Below are 23,486 nucleotides of genomic sequence, written 5' to 3' on the forward strand. Positions count from 1 at the left end.
ACACTCCGGGCTGTTCTCCTCAGCTTTCGAGTTCTCCCGGATCCGGAAGATCGTGTGCCCGGGGAAGGTTGTCCAAGGTCCGGCCCGCCATGGTGCTTGCCACCCAGAGGGACCGTGCCAGGTCACCGCCGTGTCCGGGTTTGGCTGCGTACCACAGGGCGTTTTCCACTTCGCGGGCGATGCTCCACTGCTCCGCAATCCCGGGGTCGAGACCGGCTGCGAGGCTGAAGTCATGGCACCGCTCGCGAAGGGCTGCTTCAGGATCTGCCCACGAAAGGTCCGAAATGCGGTTCCAGAGGATCGGTGCTACGGCAAATTCAGCCTCGCCGATCTGAGGTTGGGGATCAATGGCGAGGTAGCTCCCACGCGCCTGCTGGTCTGTGGTGGTGGCGAGGATGTTCATGAAGTGCAGATCCGTGTGGACCAGCACGTCTTTACCTGAACGGCGGCCTACGGCTCCGCGGGTTTGGCACACCTCGAGGGCCGCCTCCAGCAGCCACCGGGGGAAGGGGCGGTCGAGGCGTTCCCACTCTGCGGGGAGCTCGTCGCTCCAACGCTCCGCGGTCGCGGCGATATGGTCGAAGGCCTGCCATTCACGTCCCTCGCCCGGCTGTATGGAGAGTTCCCGCACGATGCGGCCCCACGAGTCCACGGCCTGGTCCATCGGCACGTCCTGAAGCCCATGGATGGCGTCCAGCCGCTCCAACAGCATGGAGCAGCTGGCGGCGTCGGAAGCCAGGAGCCGGACGGCCCCACGCCCTTCCCAGAGTGCCAGCGCGTGCCGTTCTGCCCGTGCTTCGTCGTGCGGGAAGGCAATCTTTAGGGCGGCCGGCGCGGCACCATGCCGGCGGACGGGCACCACCAACGCGCCGTGGCCGTTCCATGGCTCGGCGCCGGGCGCCAGGTCCACAGAGAGTTCCCAGCGATCCAGGGCACCGGAGATGAGACCCGGCAGGCTGGCCAGCCAGTCCCGGCCCGCTGAGTCACGGTTATACCGGGCGTGCAGGGCGCCCGGAATAGGAATCATCGCGTGAAGGGTCACGCGAACAGCCTAACTCTGCGGGAATGGACGGCCCCTAGAAAACGCCGCTGGCGCCCAAGAGCGTTCCGATGGAGAACGTAGCGGCCAGCGCGAGCGCTCCACCCAGCACTACGCGGACCGCAGCCCGGACACGGGAAGCCCCGCCGATCCAGGCCCCAATTGCTCCTGTGATGGCCAAGGCCACAAGCACCGCAACGAACGTCAGCGGTACGCGCATCTCCGCGGGCGGAAGGAGGATTGCCAGCATCGGGAGCACTGCCCCCAAGGTGAACGCCACAGCGGAGGCCAAAGCGGCATTCCATGGGCTCACGATGTCGTCTTCGTGAATGTTCAGCTCGGCGGACAGGTGGGCAGCCAAAGCATCGTGCTCGGTCAGTTCTTCGGCGACAGTCCTGGCCGTCTTGGCGCTCAGCCCCTTGGACTCGTAGATCGCGGCGAGCTCGTTAAGTTCGTCTTCGGGTTGCTCGGCGAGTTCCCGGCGTTCCTTCTCGATCAGGGCCTTCTGGGTGTCGCTCTGGCTGCTGACGGAAACGTACTCGCCCAGGGCCATGGAGATTGCACCACCCACCAAACCCGCTGTTCCGGCAGCCAGGATGCTGCCCGTGTTGGTAGTGGCACCCGCCACGCCCACCACGATCGCGGCGACCGACACGATTCCGTCATTGGCGCCCAGCACCCCGGCCCGCAACCAGTTCAGCCGGTGGGCCAGATCGTCCCGGTGCGGTTCATTCTCATGGGTGGTGGCAGTTTCCGTTGAAGCCATGTTCCTAGCCAAGCACCCGGCGACGACGTTGGCCAGCATGGCTAGGCTCGCCTATCCACCCCGCGCCCGTGCGGTCGCTTATCCGCCGGTGGATGCCTGGGCGCGGGAGGAAACAGCGCCCGGAGTGGGCAGGGACGGCAAGGTATCGGCGTCGAGCTTGAGTCCAGGCAGTGCGGGAAGGGAGGCACCCCAGGCGACGCTCCTGCGGGCCGCCGCCAGAAGGCCGTCCACGGCCCACCCGCGGGTCTCACCGGTGGACAAGGCCACCAAGTCCCCGAAGCCCGGCAAGGACGACGTTTCCAAGGCGGCGAGGGCCGTAGCGGGATCCTGCGCAAACAGCTCCGGAAGCTGATAGCCGGCCGTTGTGGCTGGGACGTCCCCGCAATTGGCACGGGTCAGCGCTTCTGCCTGCCGAAGCAAAAGGACGTGCACTTCCAAACCCCTTGCCGCAGCGGTGCCGGCACTGTTCTCCAGCCTTTTCAGGGCGACCTGGTAGGCGTACACCGCTTCTTGTTGTGAACGGACTGCCGCAGCAAGCGCAGCATCGGTAGTTGCCGACGAGGGCTCCGGTGTGGGGCTGACTGAGGGACAGGATGCCGCGGTTGGCGTCGCCGCCGGAACCGTCGAAGCAAGCAGTGTCTTGCTGTCCGCCGGCGGCTCCACGGGCAACGGTAATTGCCACTGGGCAGCAAGTGTCTCAGCGTGGAGCAGTTGGGCGGTGCCGACGGAGGCCAGCAGGCGGGCAATCCCGCCGTCGGCTTCCCGTGCAGCCGCAAGGCGTTTCCGGCCGCTCAGAGCGAGCTCTTCAACCAGGGAAGCGCGTGTTGCCGGTGCGGCTGATGCGGCTTTCGTAGCTGGAGTGGCCTGGGGAGAGGGATGGGTGGCAGCTGCGCCGTTAGCATCTTCCGGAACCATCAGTGCCCGCGCGTGGGTTGTCAGCAATGTCACAAGACCGCCAAGGCCCGGGTTTTTGGCGTCCTTCCCCTCGGCTTCCGCGAGGGCTTGGGCTGCTTCGAGCAAAGCCGCGGCCTCTTTCGCGGCATCAGTGCGGGCAGCTTCGGAGAACGAAACGGGCGGAGGAGTCCCGGAATCGCGCGGAATCAGCACCATCCCGGTGCCAGCCACCAGCAAAGCCACCACGGCAACCAGCAGAACCCTGCCCCATGCTGGTGTTCGTCGTTTTTCGCTTGTTTGCCCGTTCACAACACACCATGGTGTCACGCGGGCAGGCAACTCCGTGCACCATGTTCCCGGGATAATCGTTAGGCTAGTAGTCACAACAACATCTATCGGGAGGCGGCGGGCAACGTGAGTGACTCGGAAGCCACGACTTCAACAGACCGTTCTGAATCGAACTCAACGGCCACCATCCACAACCCGGAAGAGAGCAGGCTCAAGGCGCTGCTCGAACCGGCTGTCCTCGCCAGCAGGCTCTACCTCGAGGATGTTTCCATCCACGTTGCCGGAAAACACCGCACTGTCCACGTCGTCGTGGACCTTCCCCAGGAAGAAACCGGCGGTGTCAGCCTTGACGCCATTGCGGAGGTTTCCCGGGGCCTGTCGGATATTCTGGACAACGATCCCCATGATGACGGACGTCCCTACGACCTCGAGGTTTCCTCGCCGGGAGTGGGACGCCCCCTGACCGAACCCCGCCACTGGCACCGCGCCCGTGGCCGAATGGTGCGGGTCAACGTCATCCAGGGAGACAACCTGCTGGGACGAATCACCTCCGTCGGTGACAACGACGTGACGATCATTCCCGAGCACGAAGTCAAGAAGGGCATGAAGCCCAAGCAGGGCGACCCCATCACTATTCCTTTCGACAGGATCCGCCATGGAAAAGTCGAGATTGAATTCAGCCACCTCCACGAGGCTGCGCTGGAAGACGAGCACAACGGACCTTCCGAGGAGGCCTAATGGATATTGACATGAGCGCACTGAGACTCCTGGAGCGTGAGCGTGAAATCCCGCTGGATCTCCTGATTCCGACCATCGAGCAAGCCTTGTTGGTGGCGTACCACAAGACCCCCGGCGCCTTTGAGAAGGCCCGTGCCGAGCTGGACCGCAAGAGCGGACACGTGACCATCTGGGCCACCGAGATTGACGACGACGGCGAGCCCATCGGCGAGTTCGAAGACACCCCGGCCGGCTTCGGACGCATCGCAGCAAGCACTGCGCGCCAGATCATCCTCCAGCGCCTCCGTGACGTTGAGGACGACAACGTGCTGGGCGAATTCAAGGGCCGTGAGGGTGAGCTCGTTGCCGGAATGATCCAGCAGGGCAACAACCCCCACATGATCCAGGTCAACCTCGGAACCGTGGAAGCCCTGCTTCCCCCGCCCGAACAAGTTCCCGGTGAAAAGTACCTGCACGGAAGCCGCCTGCGTGCCTTCGTCGTGGACGTCCACCGCGGCGCCAAGGGTCCCTCCATCACCCTTTCCCGGTCGCATCCCGGCCTGGTCCGCAAGCTCTTCGAAATGGAAGTTCCGGAGATCGCGGACCACTCCGTTGAGATCGTGGCGCTGGCCCGTGAAGCCGGCCACCGCACCAAGATCGCAGTGAAAGCGAACATCCCGGGCGTCAACGCCAAGGGTGCCTGCATCGGTGAAATGGGCTCCCGCGTCCGCGCGGTCATGACTGAGCTGAACGACGAGAAGATCGACATCGTGGACTTCAGCGAGGACCCGGCAACGTTCATCGCGAACTCGCTGTCGCCGTCGCGGGTGAATTCGGTCACAATCACCGACGAGGCGACCCGGTCGGCCCGCGTGGTCGTGCCGGACTACCAGCTTTCGCTGGCGATCGGCAAAGAAGGCCAGAACGCCCGGCTCGCAGCCAAGCTGACTGGATGGCGGATCGATATCGTTTCGGACGCAGCCCCGGCGAAATCCGAATAGCGGCAGAACCGACGGCATCGGCCGCCGGTTTCGCGCCGCCCTCCCGGCGCTCCTGGTTTCAGGAGTCAGGGGCCGGGGGGCTAGACTAGATGGAACCGGGCTTACGTCCGGTATCCGCGCGCTTTGGCGTGCCTCAGCTGCATCTGCAGGACCGGGGCCGCCGGCGCCAGTAACGTAAGGCAGGTTGGACACGTCGTGGCTGAACTGCTTGAACACGGCCAGGGGCCTGTTCGCACGTGCATCGGATGCCGGAAGCAAGGCTCCCGGTCCGAGCTTGTCCGGCTGGTCGCCCAAGGCAGCGGTTCATCCGCTGTCCTCGTCGATGTTCGACGCCGGATGGCCGGCAGGGGTGCGTGGCTGCACCCCAACGAAAAGTGCCTGGCATTGGCGATCAAGCGTCGCGCTTTCGGAAGGGCCCTTGCGGGCGCTACCGAAACGGACGCCGTCGAACGCTACCTGATGCCGGGTACGCCACTTGTGGAGGCCCCGGCAGCCGCAGGAAAACCGTCCAAACCTGAAAGCGGGTCAGAAAACTGATGGAAACCCGATGAGTTCCCAGCGATGAGTGCGTAACGATGACAACTTTGTTGCGCTCTGCAATGGGCCTTTCAATCGCGCAAGCGGCGAAGGCCCGCAGTAAGAAGTAGACGGTTCGTGCCTGGCTCGGTGCGGACCGAGACAGGAGAAATGTGGCCAAGGTCCGCGTACATGAGCTCGCCAAAGAGCTCGGTATTACTTCCAAAGATGCAGTAACCAAACTGCAGGAATTGGGCGAATTCGTTCGCTCCGCCTCTTCCACCATTGAGGCCCCCGTCGTGAAGAAGCTTCGCGACGCCTACCCGGGTGCCGGCGCTGCAAAGTCCGCCGCTCCCGCTGCCGCTCCGGCGGCAACCCGTCCAGCAGCAGCATCCCGTCCGGCTGCCCCGGCTCCGGGCCCTGCAGCGCCGAAGGCTCCGGCCCCGGCACCCGCAGCTCCCGCTCCGGCAGCTCCTGCTCCCGCGGCTCCGGCAGCCCCCGCTGCTCCCGCCGCATCCACCCCGGTTTCGGCAAAGCCCGGTGCCCGTCCTGCTCCCAAGGCAGAGACTCCGGCTCCGGCACGCCAAGGCGGCCAGGCTCCCCGTCCGGGCGGTCCCCGTCCCGGCAACAACCCGTTTGCCACGTCGCAGGGCATGCCCCGCGGCCGTGGTGGCGATGGCGATCGTCCGCCGCGTCCGGGCAACAATCCGTTTGCACCGTCGCAGGGCATGCCCCGCGGTGAACGCCGCAATGACGGCGAACGCCCCGGTGGCCCGCGTCCCGCAGCCGGTGCAGGCGGTCCCCGTCCCGCAGCAGGTACCGGTGGACCCCGTCCGGGTGCTCCGCGTCCCGGTGCACCCCGTCCGGGCGCTCCGCGTCCTGCCGGCGGCCCCGGTGGCGGAAACCGTCCGACTCCGGGCATGATGCCCAACCGCACTGAGCGTCCGGCTCCGGGTGGCGCAGGCCGTCCCGGTGGCGCTGGTCGTCCGGGTGGCGGACCGGGTCGTCCCGGTGGCGCTCCAGGTTCGGGCACTGGCGGCGGAGCTCCCGCCGGCGGTGGCTTCGGCAAGGGTGGCCGCGGTCGCGGTGGCACCCAGGGTGCCTTCGGCAAGGGCGGCGCCGGTCGTGGCAAGCAGCGCAAGTCGAAGCGTGCAAAGCGCCAGGAACTGGAGCAGATGAGTGCTCCGTCGCTGGGCGGCGTATCAGTACCCCGCGGTGACGGTGAGACCATCATCCGCCTGCGTCGTGGTTCGTCCATCACGGACTTCGCCGAGAAGATCGACGCGAACCCCGCATCGCTGGTAACCGTGCTGTTCCACCTTGGTGAGATGGCTACGGCTACGCAGTCCCTCGACGAGGACACCTTTGGCTTGCTTGGCGCCGAACTTGGCTACAAGCTCCAGGTTGTTTCGCCGGAAGACGAAGAGCGTGAGCTTCTGGACCAGTTCGACATCAACATCCAGGACGAACTCGACGCCGAAGGCGACGACGTCCTTGAGCCCCGCGCACCGGTTGTCACGGTCATGGGTCACGTTGACCACGGTAAGACCCGTCTGTTGGACGCCATCCGCAACTCCAACGTTGTGGCCGGCGAGCACGGCGGCATCACCCAGCACATCGGTGCCTACCAGATCAGCCACGTCCACGAGGGCACTGCCCGCGACATCACCTTCATTGACACCCCCGGTCACGAGGCCTTCACGGCCATGCGTGCCCGTGGTGCCAAGGTCACCGACATCGCGATCCTGGTTGTCGCAGCCGACGACGGCGTTATGCCGCAGACGGTGGAAGCGCTCAACCACGCACAGGCAGCAAACGTGCCGATCGTCGTCGCGGTGAACAAGATCGACAAGGAAGGCGCCAACCCTGACAAGGTCAAGGGCCAGCTGACCGAGTATGGCCTGGTTCCCGAAGAATACGGTGGCGACACCATGTTCGTTGAGGTCTCCGCACGCCAGAACCTCAACATCGACGAACTGATCGACGCAGTCCTGCTGACAGCCGATGCCGCCCTGGACCTGCGTGCCAACCCGGACAAGGACGCTCGAGGCATTGCCATCGAAGCGAACCTGGACAAGGGCCGCGGTGCTGTTGCTACCGTCCTGGTCCAGTCCGGCACCTTGGCTGTCGGCGACACGATCGTTGCCGGTACGGCCCACGGCCGTGTCCGTGCCATGTTCGACGAGAACGGTGAGGCACTCGATGTCGCACTGCCGTCCCGCCCCGTCCAGGTCCTGGGTCTGTCCAACGTGCCGCGTGCAGGTGACACCTTCCTGGTGACCCCTGACGAGCGTACGGCCCGCCAGATCGCTGAGAAGCGTGAAGCTGCCGACCGCAACGCGGCCCTGGCCAAGCGTCGCAAGCGCATCAGCCTGGAAGACTTCGACCAGGCCGTTGCCGAAGGCAAGATCGACACCCTCAACCTCATCCTCAAGGGTGACGTATCCGGTGCCGTGGAAGCCCTCGAAGACGCCTTGCTCAAGATCGACGTTGGAGACGACGACGTTCAGCTCCGTGTCATCCACCGCGGTGTGGGTGCCATCACGCAGAACGACGTCAACCTGGCAACAGTGGACAACGCCATCATCATCGGCTTCAACGTCAAGCCCGCCGAGCGCGTGGCTGAACTGGCTGACCGTGAAGGCGTGGACATGCGCTTCTACTCCGTCATCTACGCAGCAATCGATGACATTGAGATGGCTCTCAAGGGCATGCTCAAGCCGGAGTACGAAGAAGTCCAGCTCGGTACTGCCGAGGTCCGCGAAGTCTTCCGTTCTTCCAAGTTCGGCAACATCGCAGGTTCGATCGTCCGCTCGGGCATCATCCGCCGTAACTCGAAGGCCCGTGTCACCCGCGACGGCAAGATCATCGGTGACAACCTCACCGTTGAGACGCTCAAGCGCTTCAAGGATGACGCCACTGAAGTCCGTACGGACTTCGAGTGTGGTATCGGTCTTGGTTCCTTCAATGACATCAGCGAAGGCGACATCATCGAGACCTTCGAAATGCGCGAGAAGCCGCGCGTCTAGGTTCCGCATGGAACGGGTCCGTCGGGTAGTCCCGGCGGACCCGTTCCGTTCCCCGTTTCTACTTTCCAGGAGGAAGTCATGGCTGATCCCGCACGCGCTGCCAAGCTGGCACAGCGGATCAAGGTGGTCGTCGCCGAGGCCCTCGGGCGCCGGGTCAAGGATCCGCGCGTCGAGTCCATCACGGTCACCGACGCCCGCGTCACCAACGACCTTCAGCACGCCACCATCTACTACACCGTCTTTGGCGATGAAGTCGCGCACGCTGATGCCGCGCGGGCTTTGGAGAAGGCAAAGGGTGTGCTGCGCCAGGAAGTTGGCCGCAATATCACAGTGAGGCTCACTCCGACCCTCGAATTCGTGGCGGACCAGATCCCGGTCAACGCCTCGAACCTCGAGGAACTGCTGCGTGAAGCCAAGCGTCGCGACGCCGAGGTAGCCGCACTGGCTGCCAGCGCCAAGCACGCCGGCGAAGCAGACCCGTACAAGGGCGACGCCCCGGAGGATATCGACGAGGACGACTTCGACGAAGAGAACACCGACCTCTCCGGCGACAACGAGCTCGACGAAGACGCCAACCGCTAGTACCCCAAGTTTTTGTACAGCTCATGCCCCTAAGACTGCGTTTTAGGGGCATGAGCTGTACTCAAACTCGTTAGGATCAGAGCATGTCGGCGCACAGTGCTCACCAGCGTGATGAATACCTGAACCGGGCCATACAGTTGGCCGTACAGAACGTTGCCGACGGCGGCGGACCGTTCGGCGCCGTCGTGGTCACCCCGGACGGGGAGGCCCATGAAGGAGTCAACCGTGTCACGAGGGACCACGATCCCACGGCCCATGCGGAAGTAGTGGCGATCCGCCGGGCCGCAGCAGCGATCGGGAAGTTCGATCTTTCAGGGTCGGTTCTCTACGCCAGCTGCGAGCCTTGTCCGCTCTGCCTGTCGGCTACGCTCTGGGCCAGGATAGGGCGGGTCTACTTCGCCGCTGACAGGCATGGAGCCGCGCGTGCCGGTTTTGACGATGCTGTGTTCTATGAATATTTCAGCGGCTCACGGCCCGAACTTCTCCCCGTCGAACAAACCGTCCTCCTCGCGTCCGAGCAACCCTTCGACGCCTGGCGGAACCACGTGCGGCGCACCTCTTACTAGGACGCGCCGGTACTAGGCCCGGGCTGGAAGGCGATTGACGCCGTCGAGCAGTGCTTCCTGGCCGCCGCAGAGCGCAATCCGTATCCATCCCTCGCCGATGGATCCAAACGCCGTCCCGGGGGCGAACGACACGCCGGAGTCCGCAAGGAATTTGCGCACCCAGGTTCGGACATCCCCGTCGCTGACGTGCGAAACGTCAGCCCATAAGTAGAAGGCGCCTTGCGCGCCAAGGAACGGAATGTTCTTCGACCCGAGCACGGCCGAGGCCGCGTCGCGGTTGCTTCGGTAGTGCTCGCGGGCGGTGGCAACGTAGTCCTGCGGGCCCCTCAAGGCAGCCAGGGCTGCGTACTGCGACGGCGACGCAACGCACGACACGATCGATTCCATGACGTTGTTCATTTTCTGCTCCAGACCCGGCGGGCAGACCAGCGCCCCGATCCGGAGCCCGGTCAAGCCGTACGTCTTCGAAAGCGTCAGGGACGTGAAGACCCGGGCTTCCCCGGGAACGGCGCTGTCGAAGCGGGCCGGACTGACATGCGGGACGTCGAAGGTGAAGGCTTCGTAGCATTCATCAGAGATGATCCAGAGATCGTGCTTGACTGCCAACGCCACCAGTTCGCGGGTTGTTTCCTCACTGATGACGGCGCCAAGCGGATTGGATGGCGAGTTCAGCATCAGCACCCTGGTCCGCGGGGTAACCAGCGCCTCGATGTCCTCGATGTGCGGCTGGAAGTCGTTGTGCGGATACAGGGGGTACTGAACCGGGACGGCATGCAGGAGGCGGCTTGTCATGGCAAAGGTGGGGTACCCGGGGTTGGGGATGAGGATTTCGTCGCCGGGGGAGAGGAGGAGGCTCATGGCGAAATGCAGTCCCTGCTGGGCGCCATCCACAACATAAACCCGTTCCGCGCCGATGTTCACGCCTTGCTGGGCTCGGAACCGGGCAGCGAAGGCTTCACGGAGGGCCGGGAAGCCGGCATTGGGTGTGTAGTTGGTCTCATCCCTGTCCAGGCACGCAATGCCGGCATCCAGGACGTGGCGCGGCAGGGCAAAGCCCGGCTCGCCAATGCTGAGGACGATCGCTCCGGGGGTGGCCCAGGCGGCTTCTGTGATTTCACGGATCTGGTTCACGGGGACGTCGCGGACGTGCGCGGCAAGCTCAGGCATGGGAGCCATCCTAGCCACCCATATACTGGTAAGCGTGCTTTCTGGACTGGTAATCGTTGACAAACCGCAGGGATGGACCAGCCATGATGTGGTTGGCCGGATGCGGCGGCTGGCCGGCACCCGGAAAGTGGGGCATGCCGGGACGCTAGATCCCATGGCCACGGGGGTACTGGTGCTTGGCATCAACAAAGCCACCCGGCTCCTGACCTACATCGTGGGCACGTCCAAAACCTACACAGCCACCATCAGGCTCGGTGAAACCACCATTACCGATGACGCCGAGGGTGACGTCACCGAGGCCCGCAGCGCTGCTGCCGTCACCGACGACGCCATTGCAGCCGGAGTAGCGGCCCTGACGGGCCCCATCCAGCAGGTGCCCAGCAGCGTCAGCGCCATCAAAGTGAACGGTGAGCGCTCTTACGCCCGGGTCCGCTCGGGGGAAGAGGTCAAACTCGCTGCCCGCCCTGTTACCATCCACCGCTTCGACATCCACGCGGTCACCAGGGTCGACGGCGGCAGGGTAGTCGACGTCGACGTCACCGTGGAATGTTCTTCCGGTACGTACATCAGGGCCTTGGCCCGCGACCTCGGCAACGCCCTGGGAGTCGGCGGACACCTCACGGCCCTGCGTCGTACCCAGGTGGGACCGTACTCGATCGAGCAGGCCAGGACGCTGGAGGAGCTGGCGGAAGAACTCGAGGTCCTCGACATGTCACTGGCCGCGCGTGCCCTCATGCCCAACCGGGAACTGAGCGACGACGAAACCACGGAGATCTCATTCGGCCGCCGCATTGCTGCCGGCCCGGGTGCAGGCACCCCGGATGCTGCCACGGCCGAGAAGCCCGCCGCAGCGTTCGCGCCGTCGGGAGAGTTGGTCGCTTTGCTGGCCGATACCGGAACTTTCGCCAAACCGGTCCTGGTCTTTGCCCCGGGAACAGGCGCGGGAACAGGTTCGGGAGCGGGCGCGGGAGCGGGGCAGGCGCAGTAGGCATGGACGGATACTTTTACGCACTCCTGATCGTCGGCCTGGTCTCCACCATCATGTGCCTGGTGGCCGGCTTTATGAAGAAAGCCCCGAACGATCCCACGATCTACTCCGTGCTGGCCGTCGAAGTGGTACTGCTGGTGTACCTGGTGGGCTCGATCGTCCGCGTCGCCATGGGTGAACAGATTGCCGGGGAGCCCTGGGAGTTCTGGGGTTACCTCATCACCGCGCTGATCATCCCGCTGGGCGCCGTTTACTGGGCAATCCTTGAACGAACCCGCTGGAGCAATTTCGTCCTCGCAGCCGTAGGTGTGACGGTACTTGTCATGGGTGCCCGCATGAACCAGATCTGGTACTGACCTTGAAGGAAGAACACAAAGTGACTGGAACCGAGACCAACTCCACCGGCCAGCAGCCGAAGCAAAAAGACACCCGGAACACAGGTCCGGGGCGACTGCTGATCGCGGTGTACGCGGTGTTCGCCCTGTCTGCCACAGCCCGCGCCGGCTACCAGATCGCCACCAAGTTCGCGGAAGCTCCGTTGGCGCACATCCTTTCGGCGTTCGCCGCCGTCGTCTATATCGTGGCGACGGTTTCACTGGCCAAGCCAGGCCGCACCTGGTTCAAGGTGTCACTGGCGGCCGTGCTCACGGAACTCGTTGGCGTGCTGGTGGTTGGTGCGATCAGCCTCTTCGATCCTGTGGCTTTCCCGCATGACACCGTATGGTCACTGTTTGGCCGGGGATATGGCTTCGTGCCCCTGCTGCTGCCGATCCTTGGGCTCCTGTGGCTCAACAAGCGCCGTCCGTCCTGAGCCGCCGGCCCATGCGGGTAACCTTAGAATGTTCCGGCGCCGGGAGGTTGTCGGGCGGAACGAACATCTGCAGTAAAAGGCGAGGTTGATGGTCCACATCTGGAACGATCCCACCGAGGTCCCCAAGGACTTCGGACCTACCGTTGTCACCATCGGAAATTTTGACGGGGTACATCGGGGCCACCAGCATGTCCTCTCGCAACTGACGGACACCGCAAAGCGGTACAGCATTCCCTCCGTCGCCGTGACCTTCGATCCCCATCCTGCACAGGTACACCGGCCGGATGCAGCGCCTGAACTGATCATGGGCCTCCAGGACAAACTGGAAGCGCTGGGCGATACCGGTGTCGATGCCGTCCTGGTCATGAAGTACACCCTGGACCTTGCTGCGATGTCACCCATCGAATTTGTTCGTGATGTCCTGATCGACGGACTCCATGCGGCGCACGTTGTTGTCGGCCACGACCTGCGGTTCGGTGCCGGGAACGTCGGCGACGTCGTGACCATGCAGGAATTGGGCGAACAGCTGGGCTTCGGCGTGCAGGTGGTCAACGAATACGGCGCAGGCGGTTTTCCGCTGCATCACGACGGCGACGCGGACCGCCGCTGTTCCTCCACCTGGGTGCGGGAGGCCTTGTCCGAAGGCGATGTGGTCACTGCCGCCGCCGTGCTGGGCAGGCCCCACCGGATGCGCGGGGAAGTTGTCCACGGCGCTGCCCGCGGCCGCGATCTCGGATTCCCCACAGCAAATCTTTCCCCCGATTCAACCGGCTACATCCCCGCCGACGGCATCTACGCGGGGTGGCTGATCGACCAGTCGGGGACGCGTTGGCCTGCCGCCATTTCCGTCGGTTCCAACCCCACCTTTGATGGCGTCAGCCGTCAGGTCGAAGCGCACGTCATCGACCGCCCGGAGGAAAATGTGGAGGACTTCGACCTTTACGGCCAGACCGTGGCGGTCGAATTCACGCGGCGCTTGCGGGGGATGGTTGCCTACCGCGGACCCGAAGCCCTGGTGGAACAGATGTGCCTTGACGTTGCCCAGGCGCGCGAGTTGCTCGCCCCCAGCTAAGGGTGTTTCGACAACACTACTGACCTGCCGGTAAACTGATGAGTGGATCCGGCCGCAGTCCGTGGCAGCTGGACCTGTTTTTGTGTGCGGCAACGCATGCAAGGCAACCCGTCAGCGAGGCGCTGCATCGGGAAGCACGGCACAACTCTAGGAGTTCACGTGGCACTTGAAGCCGCTGTAAAGCAGTCCATCATCAAGGAATACGCAACCTCTGAAGGCGACACCGGTTCGCCCGAGGTCCAGGTTGCAGTCCTGACCCAGCGGATCAAGGATCTGACTGAGCACATGAAGGAGCACAAGCACGACTTCCACACCCAGCGCGGTCTGCTGGCCATGGTTGGTCGTCGTAAGCGCATGCTTTCCTACCTGAAGAACACTGACATTGCCCGCTACCGTTCGCTCATCGAGCGTCTCGGCCTGCGCCGCTAGTCTGCCTTTAGGGGCGGCCCGCGCCTCTGCAGGACGGGCCGCCTTCTTCACCAACAACTAAAAACAGGAATCAACCGCATCGCGCATTCGCGGTCCTCGGTAGTGATTCCCGGGAGGGCCATCTGTGATGATGGCGCCCGTGGATCTCGATCGATGACCGGGTGTCGTACAGGCCAGGAAAAAAGAAGAGGCCTGGGTTGATGCGGTGGACTTCCGCTAACAGAAACGGAGGTGACTCTCTATGGAGGGTCCCGAAATCCAGTTCTCCGAAGCCATCATCGACAACGGCCGTTTTGGCAAGCGCGTCATTCGCTTTGAAACAGGCCGCCTTGCCAAGCAAGCAGCCGGCGCCTCGATGGTCTACATCGACGAAGACACCGCACTTCTCTCCGCAACCACCGCAGGCAAGCAGCCGCGTGAAGGTTTCGACTTCTTCCCGCTGACCGTGGATGTCGAAGAGCGTATGTACGCTGCCGGCCGCATCCCGGGTTCGTTCTTCCGCCGCGAAGGCCGCCCCTCCACGGAAGCCATCCTTGCTTGCCGCCTGATGGACCGCCCGCTTCGCCCGGCGTTCGTCAAGGGCCTGCGCAACGAGGTCCAGATCGTCGTCACCGTCCTGGCGATCAACCCCGATGAGCTGTACGACGTCGTCGCCATCAACGCGTCCTCGATGTCCACCCAGCTTTCCGGCCTCCCGTTCTCCGGCCCGATCGGCGGCGTCCGCGTTGCCCTCATCGCCGACGAGCAGGGTTCGCAGTGGGTTGCTTTCCCGAAGCACTCCCAGCTCGAAAACGCTGTCTTCAACATGGTTGTCGCCGGCCGCATTGCCGGTGACGACGTCGCCATCATGATGGTTGAAGCCGAAGCCACGGACAACTCCTGGAACCTCATCAAGGAACAGGGCGCAACCGCTCCCACCGAAGAGGTCGTTTCCGAGGGCCTCGAGGCTGCCAAGCCGTTCATCAAGGCACTCTGCGAAGCACAGGCCGACCTGGCAGCCCGCGCCGCCAAGCCCACGGTCGAGTTCCCGGTCTTCCTTGATTACCAGGACGACGTTTACGCCGCTGTTGAAGCCGCTGCCGCTGACAAGCTGGCTGCCGTCTTCCAGATCGCAGACAAGCAGGAGCGCGACAACGCTTCCGACGAGCTCAAGGACGAAGTCCTTGGCGCCCTTGCCGGTGACTTCGAAGGCCGTGAGAAGGAACTGTCCGCAGCATTCCGCTCGGTCACCAAGCACGTCGTGCGCCAGCGCATCCTCAAGGACCAGGTCCGTATCGATGGCCGTGGCCTGACGGACATCCGCCAGCTGACCGCCGAGGTCGAGGTTCTGCCCCGCGTTCACGGCTCTGCCATCTTCGAACGCGGCGAGACCCAGATCATGGGTGTCACCACGCTGAACATGCTCAAGATGGAACAGCAGATCGACTCGTTGTCGCCGGTAACGCGCAAGCGCTACATGCACAACTACAACTTCCCGCCGTACTCCACCGGCGAGACCGGCCGCGTTGGTTCCCCCAAGCGCCGCGAAATCGGCCACGGTGCCCTCGCCGAGCGCGCCTTGGTTCCGGTTCTGCCCAGCCGTGAAGAATTCCCGTACGCCATCCGCCAGGTATCCGAAGCTCTCGGGTCCAACGGTTCAACCTCCATGGGTTCGGTCTGCGCTTCGACGCTTTCCATGCTCAACGCCGGTGTTCCGCTGAAGGCAGCCGTCGCCGGTATCGCCATGGGCCTGGTTTCCGACCAGGTCGACGGCCAGACCCGCTACGCAGCCCTGACCGACATCCTTGGAGCCGAAGACGCCTTCGGCGACATGGACTTCAAGGTCGCCGGTACGTCCGAGTTCGTCACGGCCATCCAGCTGGACACCAAGCTGGACGGCATCCCCGCCTCCGTGCTCGCAGCAGCACTGAAGCAGGCCCGCGAAGCCCGCCTCCACATCCTCGAGGTCATCAACGCCGCGATCGACACCCCGGACGAGCTCTCCGAGTTCGCACCGCGCGTCATTGCCGTGAAGATCCCCGTGGACAAGATCGGCGAGGTCATCGGCCCCAAGGGCAAGATGATCAACCAGATCCAGGAAGACACGGGCGCGGACATCTCCATCGAAGATGACGGCACGGTCTACATCGGCGCTACGAACGGTCCGTCTGCAGATGCAGCACGTTCGGCCATCAACGCCATCGCCAACCCGCAGGTACCGGAAATCGGTGAGCGCTACCTGGGTACGGTCGTCAAGACCACCACCTTCGGCGCCTTCGTTTCCCTTACCCCGGGCAAGGACGGCCTGCTGCACATCTCCGAGCTCCGCAAGCTGGCCAACGGCAAGCGCGTGGACAACGTGGATGACGTCGTTTCCGTGGGCCAGAAGGTCCAGGTCGAGATCACCAAGATCGACGACCGCGGAAAGCTCTCCCTCTCGCCGGTTGTTGCCGATGAAGAAGGCGCAAGCGCAGAGGAAGCTCCGGCCGAGGCCGCAGAAGCTTCCGCAGAGTAGTCTGTAAGCAGTACACCCGGCGGGGCCGGTGGGCTTGAAAAAGCGCCACCGGCCCTTCCGGCCTTAACCTGAAAGGCTTTAATGACTGTCGTACCCTTGCCGTTGGAGCAAACACTTCCTGGCGGCGAATTGATCCATGGTGCCGAGGGCGGTTCCGTTGTCCGGCGTTCTGTTCTTCCCGGGGGCGTCCGCGTCCTGACCGAGGCGATGCCGGGCCAGCGATCGGCCACTATTGGATTCTGGGTGGCAGTCGGTTCCCGTGATGAGGCAGAAGGCCAGCACGGATCAACACACTTCCTTGAGCACCTCCTTTTCAAGGGCACCAAACGCCGCACTGCATTGGAAATTGCCTCAGCGTTTGATGAAGTAGGCGGCGAGTCCAATGCTGCAACGGCAAAGGAAAGCACCTGCTACTTTGCCCGGGTACTGGACACCGATCTGCCCATGGCTATTGATGTCATCGCGGACATGATCACCGGAGCGGTCCTGGACCCTGCGGAGCTGGAGCAGGAACGCGACGTTATCCTCGAGGAAATCGCCATGGACAGCGATGACCCGACGGATGTGGCGCATGAGAAGTTTGTGGCCGCTGTCCTGGGTGACCACCCGTTGGCGCGCCCCATCGGCGGAACGCCCGAAGCCATCAAAGCCGTGGCCCGCGATTCCGTGTGGGAGCACTACCAGCGCTACTACCGGCCCGAAGAACTGGTCATCACCGCTGCAGGGGGACTGGACCACGACGTCGTCTGCGGGCTGGTCCTCGACGCCCTCACCGCCGCCGGGTGGAAGCTTGATTCCGACTCTGCTCCGGTGAACCGGCGGGGGACCGGCAGGGCAGTCATCACAGGGACGTCAGGGCTGCACGTGGTCAAGCGCCCCGTGGAACAGGCAAACATCATCATGGGCTGCCCCACGATCGTTGCCACCGATGACCGGCGCTTTGTCATGAGTGTTCTCAACGCCGTCCTCGGTGGAGGCATGTCCTCACGATTGTTCCAGGAGATCCGCGAAAAGCGCGGCTTGGTCTACTCGACGTACTCGTTCACTGCCGCCTACGCCGACGCCGGGTACTTCGGGATGTATGCCGGTTGCACACCCTCCAAGGTCCGCCAGGTGGTGGAACTGCTGGGTGTGGAGCTGGACAAGCTGGCTGAGGATGGCATCACGGAGGACGAACTTCGGAAGGCTGTGGGCCAGCTCAGCGGCGGGATTGTTCTGGCGCTTGAGGATACAGGCTCCAGGATGTCCCGGTTGGGCCGGGCAGAGCTGGTGTCCGGCGAATTCCAGGACATCGACGAGACATTGGCCCGCATCCAGGCAGTCACCGTGGAAGAGGTCCGCGACCTTGCCCGCGAACTGGCCGGGGCTCCCCGCACCATCACCGTGGTTGGCCCCTTCGAGGAATCGGAAACCTTCGGTCTCTGACGCGGACCCTATCCGGGTCCGAAGTCTCTGGACGCAGCCGGCATCGGCAGGGCAGCATGATCACACAAGGTGATGCTGCCCCCGTGGACTTTGGAGACGAGATGGACCTGCCCGCAACCGCTCATGCCGCGGATATTCTGCGGGATTTCATCGGTCATTGGCGGGGCATTACGGAGATTGCCTCTTCACCCTGGGGGACTGCACGGACGGCTGAGGCCGAAGTGGTGTTCACCAAGGCCGCCGGCGGCCACGCAGTGGTCCAGAGCTACAGGCACCGTGAGCCCGACGGCACCCATTTCGAAGGGCATGGCATGTTCACGGTCGACCGCGACCACGGAGACACCCTGTGGTACTACGTGGACAGCATGGGCAAGGGCCCGGCCGCTCCCGTGAGGGGAACCTGGAGCGGGGGAGTCCTGACCCTGGACAGGCGCACGGCCGACGGCGTGGCCAGGCACACCTTCCGCGTTGAAGACGGCGTCCTGGTGCACACCGCTGACTTGCGGCTGGAAGGACACAGCGGTTTCAGCCCACTGTTGAAGAGCGTGTTCCGGAAGAGCCCTGGACCGGGAGCTTAGCCTCCGGCGAAAGGCGGAAGCACGTCAATGACGTCTTCCGTGCCCAGCGGCACGGAGTGGTCACGGACGGCCACTTCGTTGCGGAGGAAACTGCTGCGTGCCACTATCCTCGCCAGCGTCGGCGTACCTTCCGGAGGTGCCGGACGTTCGACGGCGAGGGCGGCCTCCAGGAGCCCCTCCAGACTCGTGCCTTCCGGGAGGGCGTGGAGTTCTTCTTCGACGCCTGCTGCCGCACGCGCGGCAGCGAAGTAACGGACCAACAAGTTTTCAGCCTCCGATTGCGCTCATGCTGCGGTCCGGCTGGACGAAGTCCGCTGCGCCGAGACCGGTGTGGTCCATGCCATGGGCCTTGGGCTTGATCCACATGGCGTCCTGCCAACGGCCGGCGAGCTCGGTATCCGTAGCCCCGCTGCGAAGCAGCCCCAGGAGGTCGAACTCTTCACGGGAGAACAGACAGCTCATGATCTTGCCCTCTGCGGTGATGCGCGTGCGGCGGCAGTCCGAGCAGAACGGCTCGGTGACGGAGGCGATGATGCCAACGGTGCCCAGAACGGGACCGGAGGCATCCCCCGAAGCCGTGTCCCGGCGTCGTACTTCAAACCGCTCTGCTGGAGCGCCGTCCCGTTCACGGGGGTCGTTGGACAACACGAAGTCCCGGGACAGGAGCTCCCGGATCTCCGCGGCCGTGATCATGTTGCGTCGGGTCCAGCCGTGGTCGGCGTCGAGTGGCATCTGCTCGATGAAGCGGAGTTCGTAGCCGCGGCCCAATGCCCAGGCAAGGAGGTCCGGGGACTCGGCGTCGTTGATGCCACGCATGAGCACGGCGTTGAGCTTGACCGGACCCAGGCCGGCCGCCCAGGCAGCATCCACACCGGCCAGGACCCTGTCCAGGAACGGACGACGGGTGAGTTTGGTGAAGGTCTCCTCATGCAGGGAATCGAGGGAGACGTTGATCCGGTTCAGGCCGGCAGCCTTCAGGGCAGCAGCTTTCTTGTCCAACCCCACACCGTTGGTGGTCATGGAGATGGGAAGATCCGGATGTTCGCTGCGGATGCCGGAAATAATGTCTGTGAGGTCGGCGCGGACCAGGGGTTCGCCGCCGGTGAGGCGAAGTTCCCGCACGCCCAGGGCGGTGACGCCGATGCGTACTATCCGGACGATCTCATCCCGGGTCATGACAGCTTGCTTGGAAAGCCAGTCGAGGCCCTCGGCAGGCATGCAGTACGTGCACCGCAGATTGCATTTGTCGGTCAGGGAAAGACGCATGTCAGTGGCCCGACGACCATACTGATCCCACAAACCGGCAGGCGTTCCGGCAGGGCGGGGCGGCGGTGTTTGCCCACCGCTTTCCGTGCTGCCTGCGGCACTGCTGGAAGGGGGCATCGGCATGCCCAACTGAACACTCATAAATTCAGGCTACGCCACCGCACCCTGATCAGTGATACCCGTTACAGTCTTCAGTTCTTACGGAATCCGTACGGTTCGCCCGGGAGGGGCGGAATCGGGTGCCGGGCACCCCTGGCAAACTTATGCTGAGAGCGTGACCACAAATACGGCATCGTCAGCGGAGCCCGGAAACCGGCGCATCCTCCTGGTCGAAGACGAAGAGACCATTGCCGCTGTCGTCCGCGACTACCTGGTGAGGGCGGGCTTCCAAGTGGACACTGCGGGCGATGGCTTCACGGCCTTGGAAGTGGCCACGGCCCGCACACCGGATCTGGTCATCCTGGACCGTATGCTGCCGGGACTGGACGGGGTTGAAGTATGCCGGCGGTTACGCCAAACCATGAGCGTGCCGGTCATCATGGTCACGGCCTTGGGAACCGAAGACGACCGGATCCTGGGATTGGAGATGGGAGCTGACGATTACGTCACCAAGCCGTTTTCTCCCCGGGAACTGGTACTGCGCGTCAAGTCGGTACTGCGGCGCAGCATCAAGGACCATACGCCGGAACCAGCGGTCCAATCGGCAGGCCTGGAGCTTGACCCCGCGTCCCGGACTGTCACCATGCTTGGTTCACCGCTGGCTTTGACGGCCCGTGAATTCGACCTCCTGGCCTTCCTGATGCGCAGGCCCAACCAGGTGTTCAGCCGTGAAGAACTCATCAAAGCCGTGTGGGGATGGGACTTCGGAGACCTTTCCACGGTGACGGTCCACGTCCGGCGGCTGCGCGAGAAGATCGAAACAAATCCCACCAAGCCGGAACTCCTCAAGACCGTGTGGGGCATCGGCTACCGCTTTGACGTTCCCACGGAGGGAAAGGCGGAAGCCGTCCATGGAGGGTAGCGAGCTCTGGACCATCCTTGCGTGGGTACTCTTCTGGGCAGTCCTGATCGGTGCTGCAACGCTGCTCCTGTTGAGGTTGCTTCGGCGGGCCTCGGTACTGGTCCGGATCTGCTTGGTGGTGGTAGCCACCGTGGCTGTGCTGGTGGCCGGGATGGTCAGCGCCTTCAACGCGATGTTCATCTCTGCCAGGGACCTCGAAGTGATGTGGTACATCCTGGCGATGGCATCGGCCGTGGCTATAGCGCTGTCTTTGGTGCTCGGCGCGGGGGTGTCCAGGAACGCTGCCCGGCTGGTGGAGGCCGCCCGCAGGATAGGCCGTGGCGAAACGCTGGAGACCTCCGGGCCTGGGGGCAGGAGGGCGGCCCCTGCCATGACATCGGAGCTAGCTGCGCTTGAACAGGAACTGGAAGCCAGCAGCAGGAGCCTCGCCGAATCCCGGGAACGGGAAGCCGCCATCGAGACGGCACGGCGCGAACTGGTGTCCTGGATTTCCCATGATCTTCGAACGCCCCTTGCCAGCATGCGTGCCATGACCGAGGCCCTCGAAGACGGCATGGCCTCGGATGTGCAGGGCTATTACCGGAAGATCATCGGGCAGACCGAGCAGATGACTGCCATGGTCAACGACCTCCTGGAGCTTTCCAAGATCCAGGCCGGGACGTTGCATCTGCGCGCTGAAGCGCTGGACCTGTACGACCTCGTCAGCGATGCCCTCTCGGACCTGGCTCCGTTGGCAGCGAAACGGGGCATCAGGCTCGACGGCGGTGGTGACCGTGAGTGCATGGCCGTGGCGGACGGACCCAGCCTGGCCAGGGCCGTGAGGAACATCCTCCTCAATGCGATCATTTACAGCCGGCCGGAGACCGACGTCCACGTCAGTGTCGGGCGGGACAACGGAAACGCTGTCATTGCCGTCCAGGACCACTGCGGCGGCATTCCGGAGGAGGACCTTCCGCACCTGTTCGAAACGGGTTGGCAGAAAGACCCCGCCCGGGGCACCCAGGGGTCCCTGCAGGGAAGTTACAGCGGTGCCGGCATCGGGCTCAGCATGGTGGCGGGCATCGTCAAGGCGCACGGGGGATCAGTGACGGTCCGCAACGTCGACGGCGGCTGCCGCTTCGCCCTGAAACTTCCGGCCGGTTCGCTTCCGGAGCCATCGCCCGCTCCGGCTTCGCCAAAGCCCGGGCCGCTGGAAACCACTGAAACAAACGAGGGCCCTGGAGGCACATCATGAGCGCGCCGGCAGTCAAGCAAACGAAAACCGGACGTCCCGCCGGCGGAGCCCGGTTGTGGGCACCTGCCGCCGGACTCGCTGCCGGAGCCGCCGGGATTGCCGCGGGAGAGCTGACGGCAGGATTCCTCAGCCCGCTGGTTTCTCCGGTGACGGCCCTCGGCGGCGCAGTGATAGACGCCGTCCCGCCCGCGGTGAAGGATCTGGCCGTGCAACTTTTCGGAACGGCCGACAAAGTCGTCCTGGTGGCCTCCATCGTGGTGGTCGCAGGATTCCTGGCCGCGCTCGCCGGCATCCTGGAACGCCGGCGGCCCGGACTGGGCCTGGCACTTGCCGGCCTGGCGGGCGTGGCGGGACTTACCGCCGTCGTCACCCGTGCCCAAGCCGGCCCGCAGGCAGCGCTGGCACCGATCGTGGCCGCAGTTGTCACCATGCTGCTCCTGCGGATGCTCGTTCGGAGGCTGGATGCCTGGATTCCGCGCGGGAGCACCGCGGGCGGGGACGCTGCCGGGCGGGCGCCTCTCGCCAGGAGGAGCTTCCTCAACGCCCTGTCCGGAACTGCCCTGGCAGCGACGGTCGGAGGGACCGTCACCGCCATCCTCACCCGGGCGACCGCTGTGGCTGCCGGGTTCAGAAGCTCGCTGGCACTGCCGGCACCCACAACGCCGCCGCAAACCGTTCCCGCCGGCGCGTCCTTGAGCGTGCCGGGCATCAGCCCGCTGGTGACGCCGAACGCGGACTTCTACAGGATCGACACGGCCCTGACTGTCCCGGCCATCGATCCTCGGTCGTGGAAGCTGAAAGTCACCGGAATGGTCGAACGCGACATCGAACTGGACTTTGCCGACCTCTTGGCCAAACCCATGACTGAACGCCACATCACCATCGCCTGCGTTTCCAACAACGTTGGTGGCGACCTCATCGGCAACGCGCTGTGGCTGGGGTGGCCGGTGCGCGAACTGCTGGCCATGGCCGGCCCGAAAGCCGGTGCGGACATGGTGCTGTCCACCAGCAACGACGGCTGGACCGCCAGCACGCCTCTGGAGGCGCTCACCGACGACCGTGACGCCTTGCTGGCCGTGGGAATGAACGGGGAGCCGTTGCCTTTGGAACACGGGTTCCCGGTCCGGATGATTGTGCCTGGACTTTACGGGTTCGTCTCAGCCACAAAATGGTTGACCGAACTCAAAGTCACCCGTTTCGCGGACGATACCGCGTACTGGACACCCCGGGGGTGGAGCGACCACGGACCCATCAAAACGCAATCGCGCATTGACGTCCCACGCAGCGGACGGACGGTCCAGCCTGGAAAGGTCCAATTCGGCGGGGTTGCCTGGGCCCAACATCGTGGCATTGAACGCGTCGAACTGCGGGTCAACCGAGGCGCCTGGCAGAAGGCACAACTCGCCGGCGCCATCTCCACCGACACCTGGTACCAATGGCAGATCGGCATTGACCTCCAACCTGGCGACTACGAAGTCCAGGTCCGGGCCACTGACGCAAGCGGCCAACCGCAAACCGAAGACAAAGCCCCTGTGGCCCCCGACGGCGCCACGGGTTATCACACCATCACCGTGAAAGTGGCCTGAGGATCTACGCTGGGAAC

The 23,486-nt window shown here is 64.3% G+C and carries 23 protein-coding genes; 17 read left to right on the forward strand and 6 right to left on the reverse strand.

Annotated elements, in window-relative coordinates:
- Positions 1–19: 19 nt before the first annotated feature.
- The 3 genes from PYR64_RS05755 to PYR64_RS05765 form a co-directional block, all read right to left on the reverse strand.
- Positions 20–1,042, reverse strand: a complete 1,023-nt coding sequence (locus PYR64_RS05755) for an aminoglycoside phosphotransferase family protein (protein ID WP_275778847.1) — start codon at positions 1,040–1,042, stop codon at positions 20–22.
- Between the two features lie 34 nt (positions 1,043–1,076).
- Positions 1,077–1,805: a VIT family protein gene (locus PYR64_RS05760; RefSeq protein WP_018779037.1), complete on the reverse strand. Its 729-nt coding sequence runs from the start codon at positions 1,803–1,805 to the stop codon at positions 1,077–1,079.
- A gap of 78 nt (positions 1,806–1,883) precedes the next feature.
- Positions 1,884–3,008 carry a DUF4439 domain-containing protein gene (locus PYR64_RS05765; protein WP_275778848.1) on the reverse strand — a complete coding sequence of 375 codons (1,125 nt, stop codon included), beginning with the start codon at positions 3,006–3,008 and terminating at the stop codon, positions 1,884–1,886.
- Between the two features lie 105 nt (positions 3,009–3,113).
- Here PYR64_RS05765 and rimP point away from each other — a divergent pair, with 105 nt between their 5' ends.
- The 6 genes from rimP (at position 3,114) to PYR64_RS05795 (ending at position 9,398) form a co-directional block, all read left to right on the forward strand.
- The gene (gene rimP, locus PYR64_RS05770; protein ID WP_018779039.1) at positions 3,114–3,725 is read left to right on the forward strand and encodes a ribosome maturation factor RimP; all 612 of its coding nucleotides are present in this window, start codon (positions 3,114–3,116) and stop codon (positions 3,723–3,725) included.
- A complete protein-coding gene (gene nusA / locus PYR64_RS05775; protein WP_018779040.1) occupies positions 3,725–4,705 on the forward strand; it encodes a transcription termination factor NusA in 981 nt (326 codons plus the stop codon). Before rimP ends, nusA begins: the two co-directional genes overlap by 1 nt.
- 195 nt (positions 4,706–4,900) lie before the next feature.
- Complete coding sequence (locus tag PYR64_RS05780) at positions 4,901–5,242, forward strand: YlxR family protein (protein WP_039240583.1); 342 nt, start codon at positions 4,901–4,903, stop codon at positions 5,240–5,242.
- 152 nt (positions 5,243–5,394) lie between these two features.
- Positions 5,395–8,250 (forward strand): translation initiation factor IF-2, encoded by a 2,856-nt coding sequence (infB, locus tag PYR64_RS05785; RefSeq protein ID WP_018779042.1) that lies wholly within the window; start codon positions 5,395–5,397, stop codon positions 8,248–8,250.
- A 78-nt stretch (positions 8,251–8,328) separates the two neighbouring features.
- Complete coding sequence (gene rbfA, locus PYR64_RS05790) at positions 8,329–8,832, forward strand: 30S ribosome-binding factor RbfA (protein WP_018779043.1); 504 nt, start codon at positions 8,329–8,331, stop codon at positions 8,830–8,832.
- A gap of 83 nt (positions 8,833–8,915) precedes the next feature.
- Complete coding sequence (locus PYR64_RS05795) at positions 8,916–9,398, forward strand: nucleoside deaminase (RefSeq protein WP_018779044.1); 483 nt, start codon at positions 8,916–8,918, stop codon at positions 9,396–9,398.
- Positions 9,399–9,410: 12 nt separating this feature from the next.
- On the opposite strand, the gene PYR64_RS05800 is transcribed toward PYR64_RS05795, so the two are convergent.
- The gene (locus tag PYR64_RS05800; protein WP_018779045.1) at positions 9,411–10,565 is read right to left on the reverse strand and encodes a pyridoxal phosphate-dependent aminotransferase; all 1,155 of its coding nucleotides are present in this window, start codon (positions 10,563–10,565) and stop codon (positions 9,411–9,413) included.
- A gap of 34 nt (positions 10,566–10,599) precedes the next feature.
- Here PYR64_RS05800 and truB point away from each other — a divergent pair, with 34 nt between their 5' ends.
- The 8 genes from truB to PYR64_RS05840 all read left to right on the forward strand — a co-directional run bounded on the left by truB (position 10,600) and on the right by PYR64_RS05840 (position 18,362).
- Positions 10,600–11,553, forward strand: a complete 954-nt coding sequence (gene truB, locus PYR64_RS05805) for a tRNA pseudouridine(55) synthase TruB (RefSeq protein ID WP_275778853.1) — start codon at positions 10,600–10,602, stop codon at positions 11,551–11,553.
- A gap of 2 nt (positions 11,554–11,555) precedes the next feature.
- Entirely contained in the window at positions 11,556–11,909 is a 354-nt protein-coding gene (locus tag PYR64_RS05810) for a hypothetical protein (RefSeq protein ID WP_275778855.1), read from the forward strand.
- Between the two features lie 20 nt (positions 11,910–11,929).
- Positions 11,930–12,364, forward strand: a complete 435-nt coding sequence (locus tag PYR64_RS05815) for a hypothetical protein (protein WP_018779048.1) — start codon at positions 11,930–11,932, stop codon at positions 12,362–12,364.
- An 88-nt stretch (positions 12,365–12,452) separates the two neighbouring features.
- On the forward strand, positions 12,453–13,436 hold the full coding sequence (locus tag PYR64_RS05820; protein ID WP_018779049.1) for a bifunctional riboflavin kinase/FAD synthetase: 984 nt from the start codon (positions 12,453–12,455) through the stop codon (positions 13,434–13,436).
- Positions 13,437–13,595: 159 nt separating this feature from the next.
- Positions 13,596–13,865 (forward strand): 30S ribosomal protein S15, encoded by a 270-nt coding sequence (rpsO, locus tag PYR64_RS05825; RefSeq protein WP_039240590.1) that lies wholly within the window; start codon positions 13,596–13,598, stop codon positions 13,863–13,865.
- A gap of 241 nt (positions 13,866–14,106) precedes the next feature.
- Entirely contained in the window at positions 14,107–16,359 is a 2,253-nt protein-coding gene (locus PYR64_RS05830; protein WP_018779051.1) for a polyribonucleotide nucleotidyltransferase, read from the forward strand.
- Positions 16,360–16,440: 81 nt separating this feature from the next.
- Positions 16,441–17,784 (forward strand): pitrilysin family protein, encoded by a 1,344-nt coding sequence (locus PYR64_RS05835; RefSeq protein WP_018779052.1) that lies wholly within the window; start codon positions 16,441–16,443, stop codon positions 17,782–17,784.
- A gap of 101 nt (positions 17,785–17,885) precedes the next feature.
- Entirely contained in the window at positions 17,886–18,362 is a 477-nt protein-coding gene (locus PYR64_RS05840) for a DUF1579 family protein (RefSeq protein ID WP_275779895.1), read from the forward strand.
- Here the strand turns inward: PYR64_RS05840 and PYR64_RS05845 are convergent.
- Both PYR64_RS05845 and moaA read right to left on the reverse strand, forming a co-directional pair.
- Positions 18,359–18,625: a MoaD/ThiS family protein gene (locus PYR64_RS05845; protein WP_018779054.1), complete on the reverse strand. Its 267-nt coding sequence runs from the start codon at positions 18,623–18,625 to the stop codon at positions 18,359–18,361. The genes PYR64_RS05840 and PYR64_RS05845 overlap by 4 nt on opposite strands.
- A gap of 4 nt (positions 18,626–18,629) precedes the next feature.
- Positions 18,630–19,745: a GTP 3',8-cyclase MoaA gene (gene moaA, locus PYR64_RS05850; RefSeq protein ID WP_275779896.1), complete on the reverse strand. Its 1,116-nt coding sequence runs from the start codon at positions 19,743–19,745 to the stop codon at positions 18,630–18,632.
- A gap of 157 nt (positions 19,746–19,902) precedes the next feature.
- Here moaA and PYR64_RS05855 point away from each other — a divergent pair, with 157 nt between their 5' ends.
- The 3 genes from PYR64_RS05855 to PYR64_RS05865 are packed head-to-tail and all read left to right on the forward strand — an operon-like array spanning position 19,903 to position 23,469.
- Positions 19,903–20,649: a response regulator transcription factor gene (locus PYR64_RS05855; protein ID WP_275778859.1), complete on the forward strand. Its 747-nt coding sequence runs from the start codon at positions 19,903–19,905 to the stop codon at positions 20,647–20,649.
- Positions 20,639–21,883, forward strand: a complete 1,245-nt coding sequence (locus PYR64_RS05860) for a HAMP domain-containing sensor histidine kinase (RefSeq protein WP_275778861.1) — start codon at positions 20,639–20,641, stop codon at positions 21,881–21,883. The genes PYR64_RS05855 and PYR64_RS05860 overlap by 11 nt, the downstream gene beginning before the upstream one ends.
- Positions 21,880–23,469, forward strand: coding sequence for a molybdopterin-dependent oxidoreductase (locus PYR64_RS05865; RefSeq protein WP_275778863.1), 1,590 nt, complete (start codon positions 21,880–21,882; stop codon positions 23,467–23,469). The genes PYR64_RS05860 and PYR64_RS05865 overlap by 4 nt, the downstream gene beginning before the upstream one ends.
- Positions 23,470–23,486 lie beyond the last annotated feature (17 nt).

Source organism: Paenarthrobacter sp. Y-19 (assembly GCF_029223985.1).
GTDB classification, from domain to species: Bacteria; Actinomycetota; Actinomycetes; order Actinomycetales; family Micrococcaceae; genus Arthrobacter; species Arthrobacter nicotinovorans.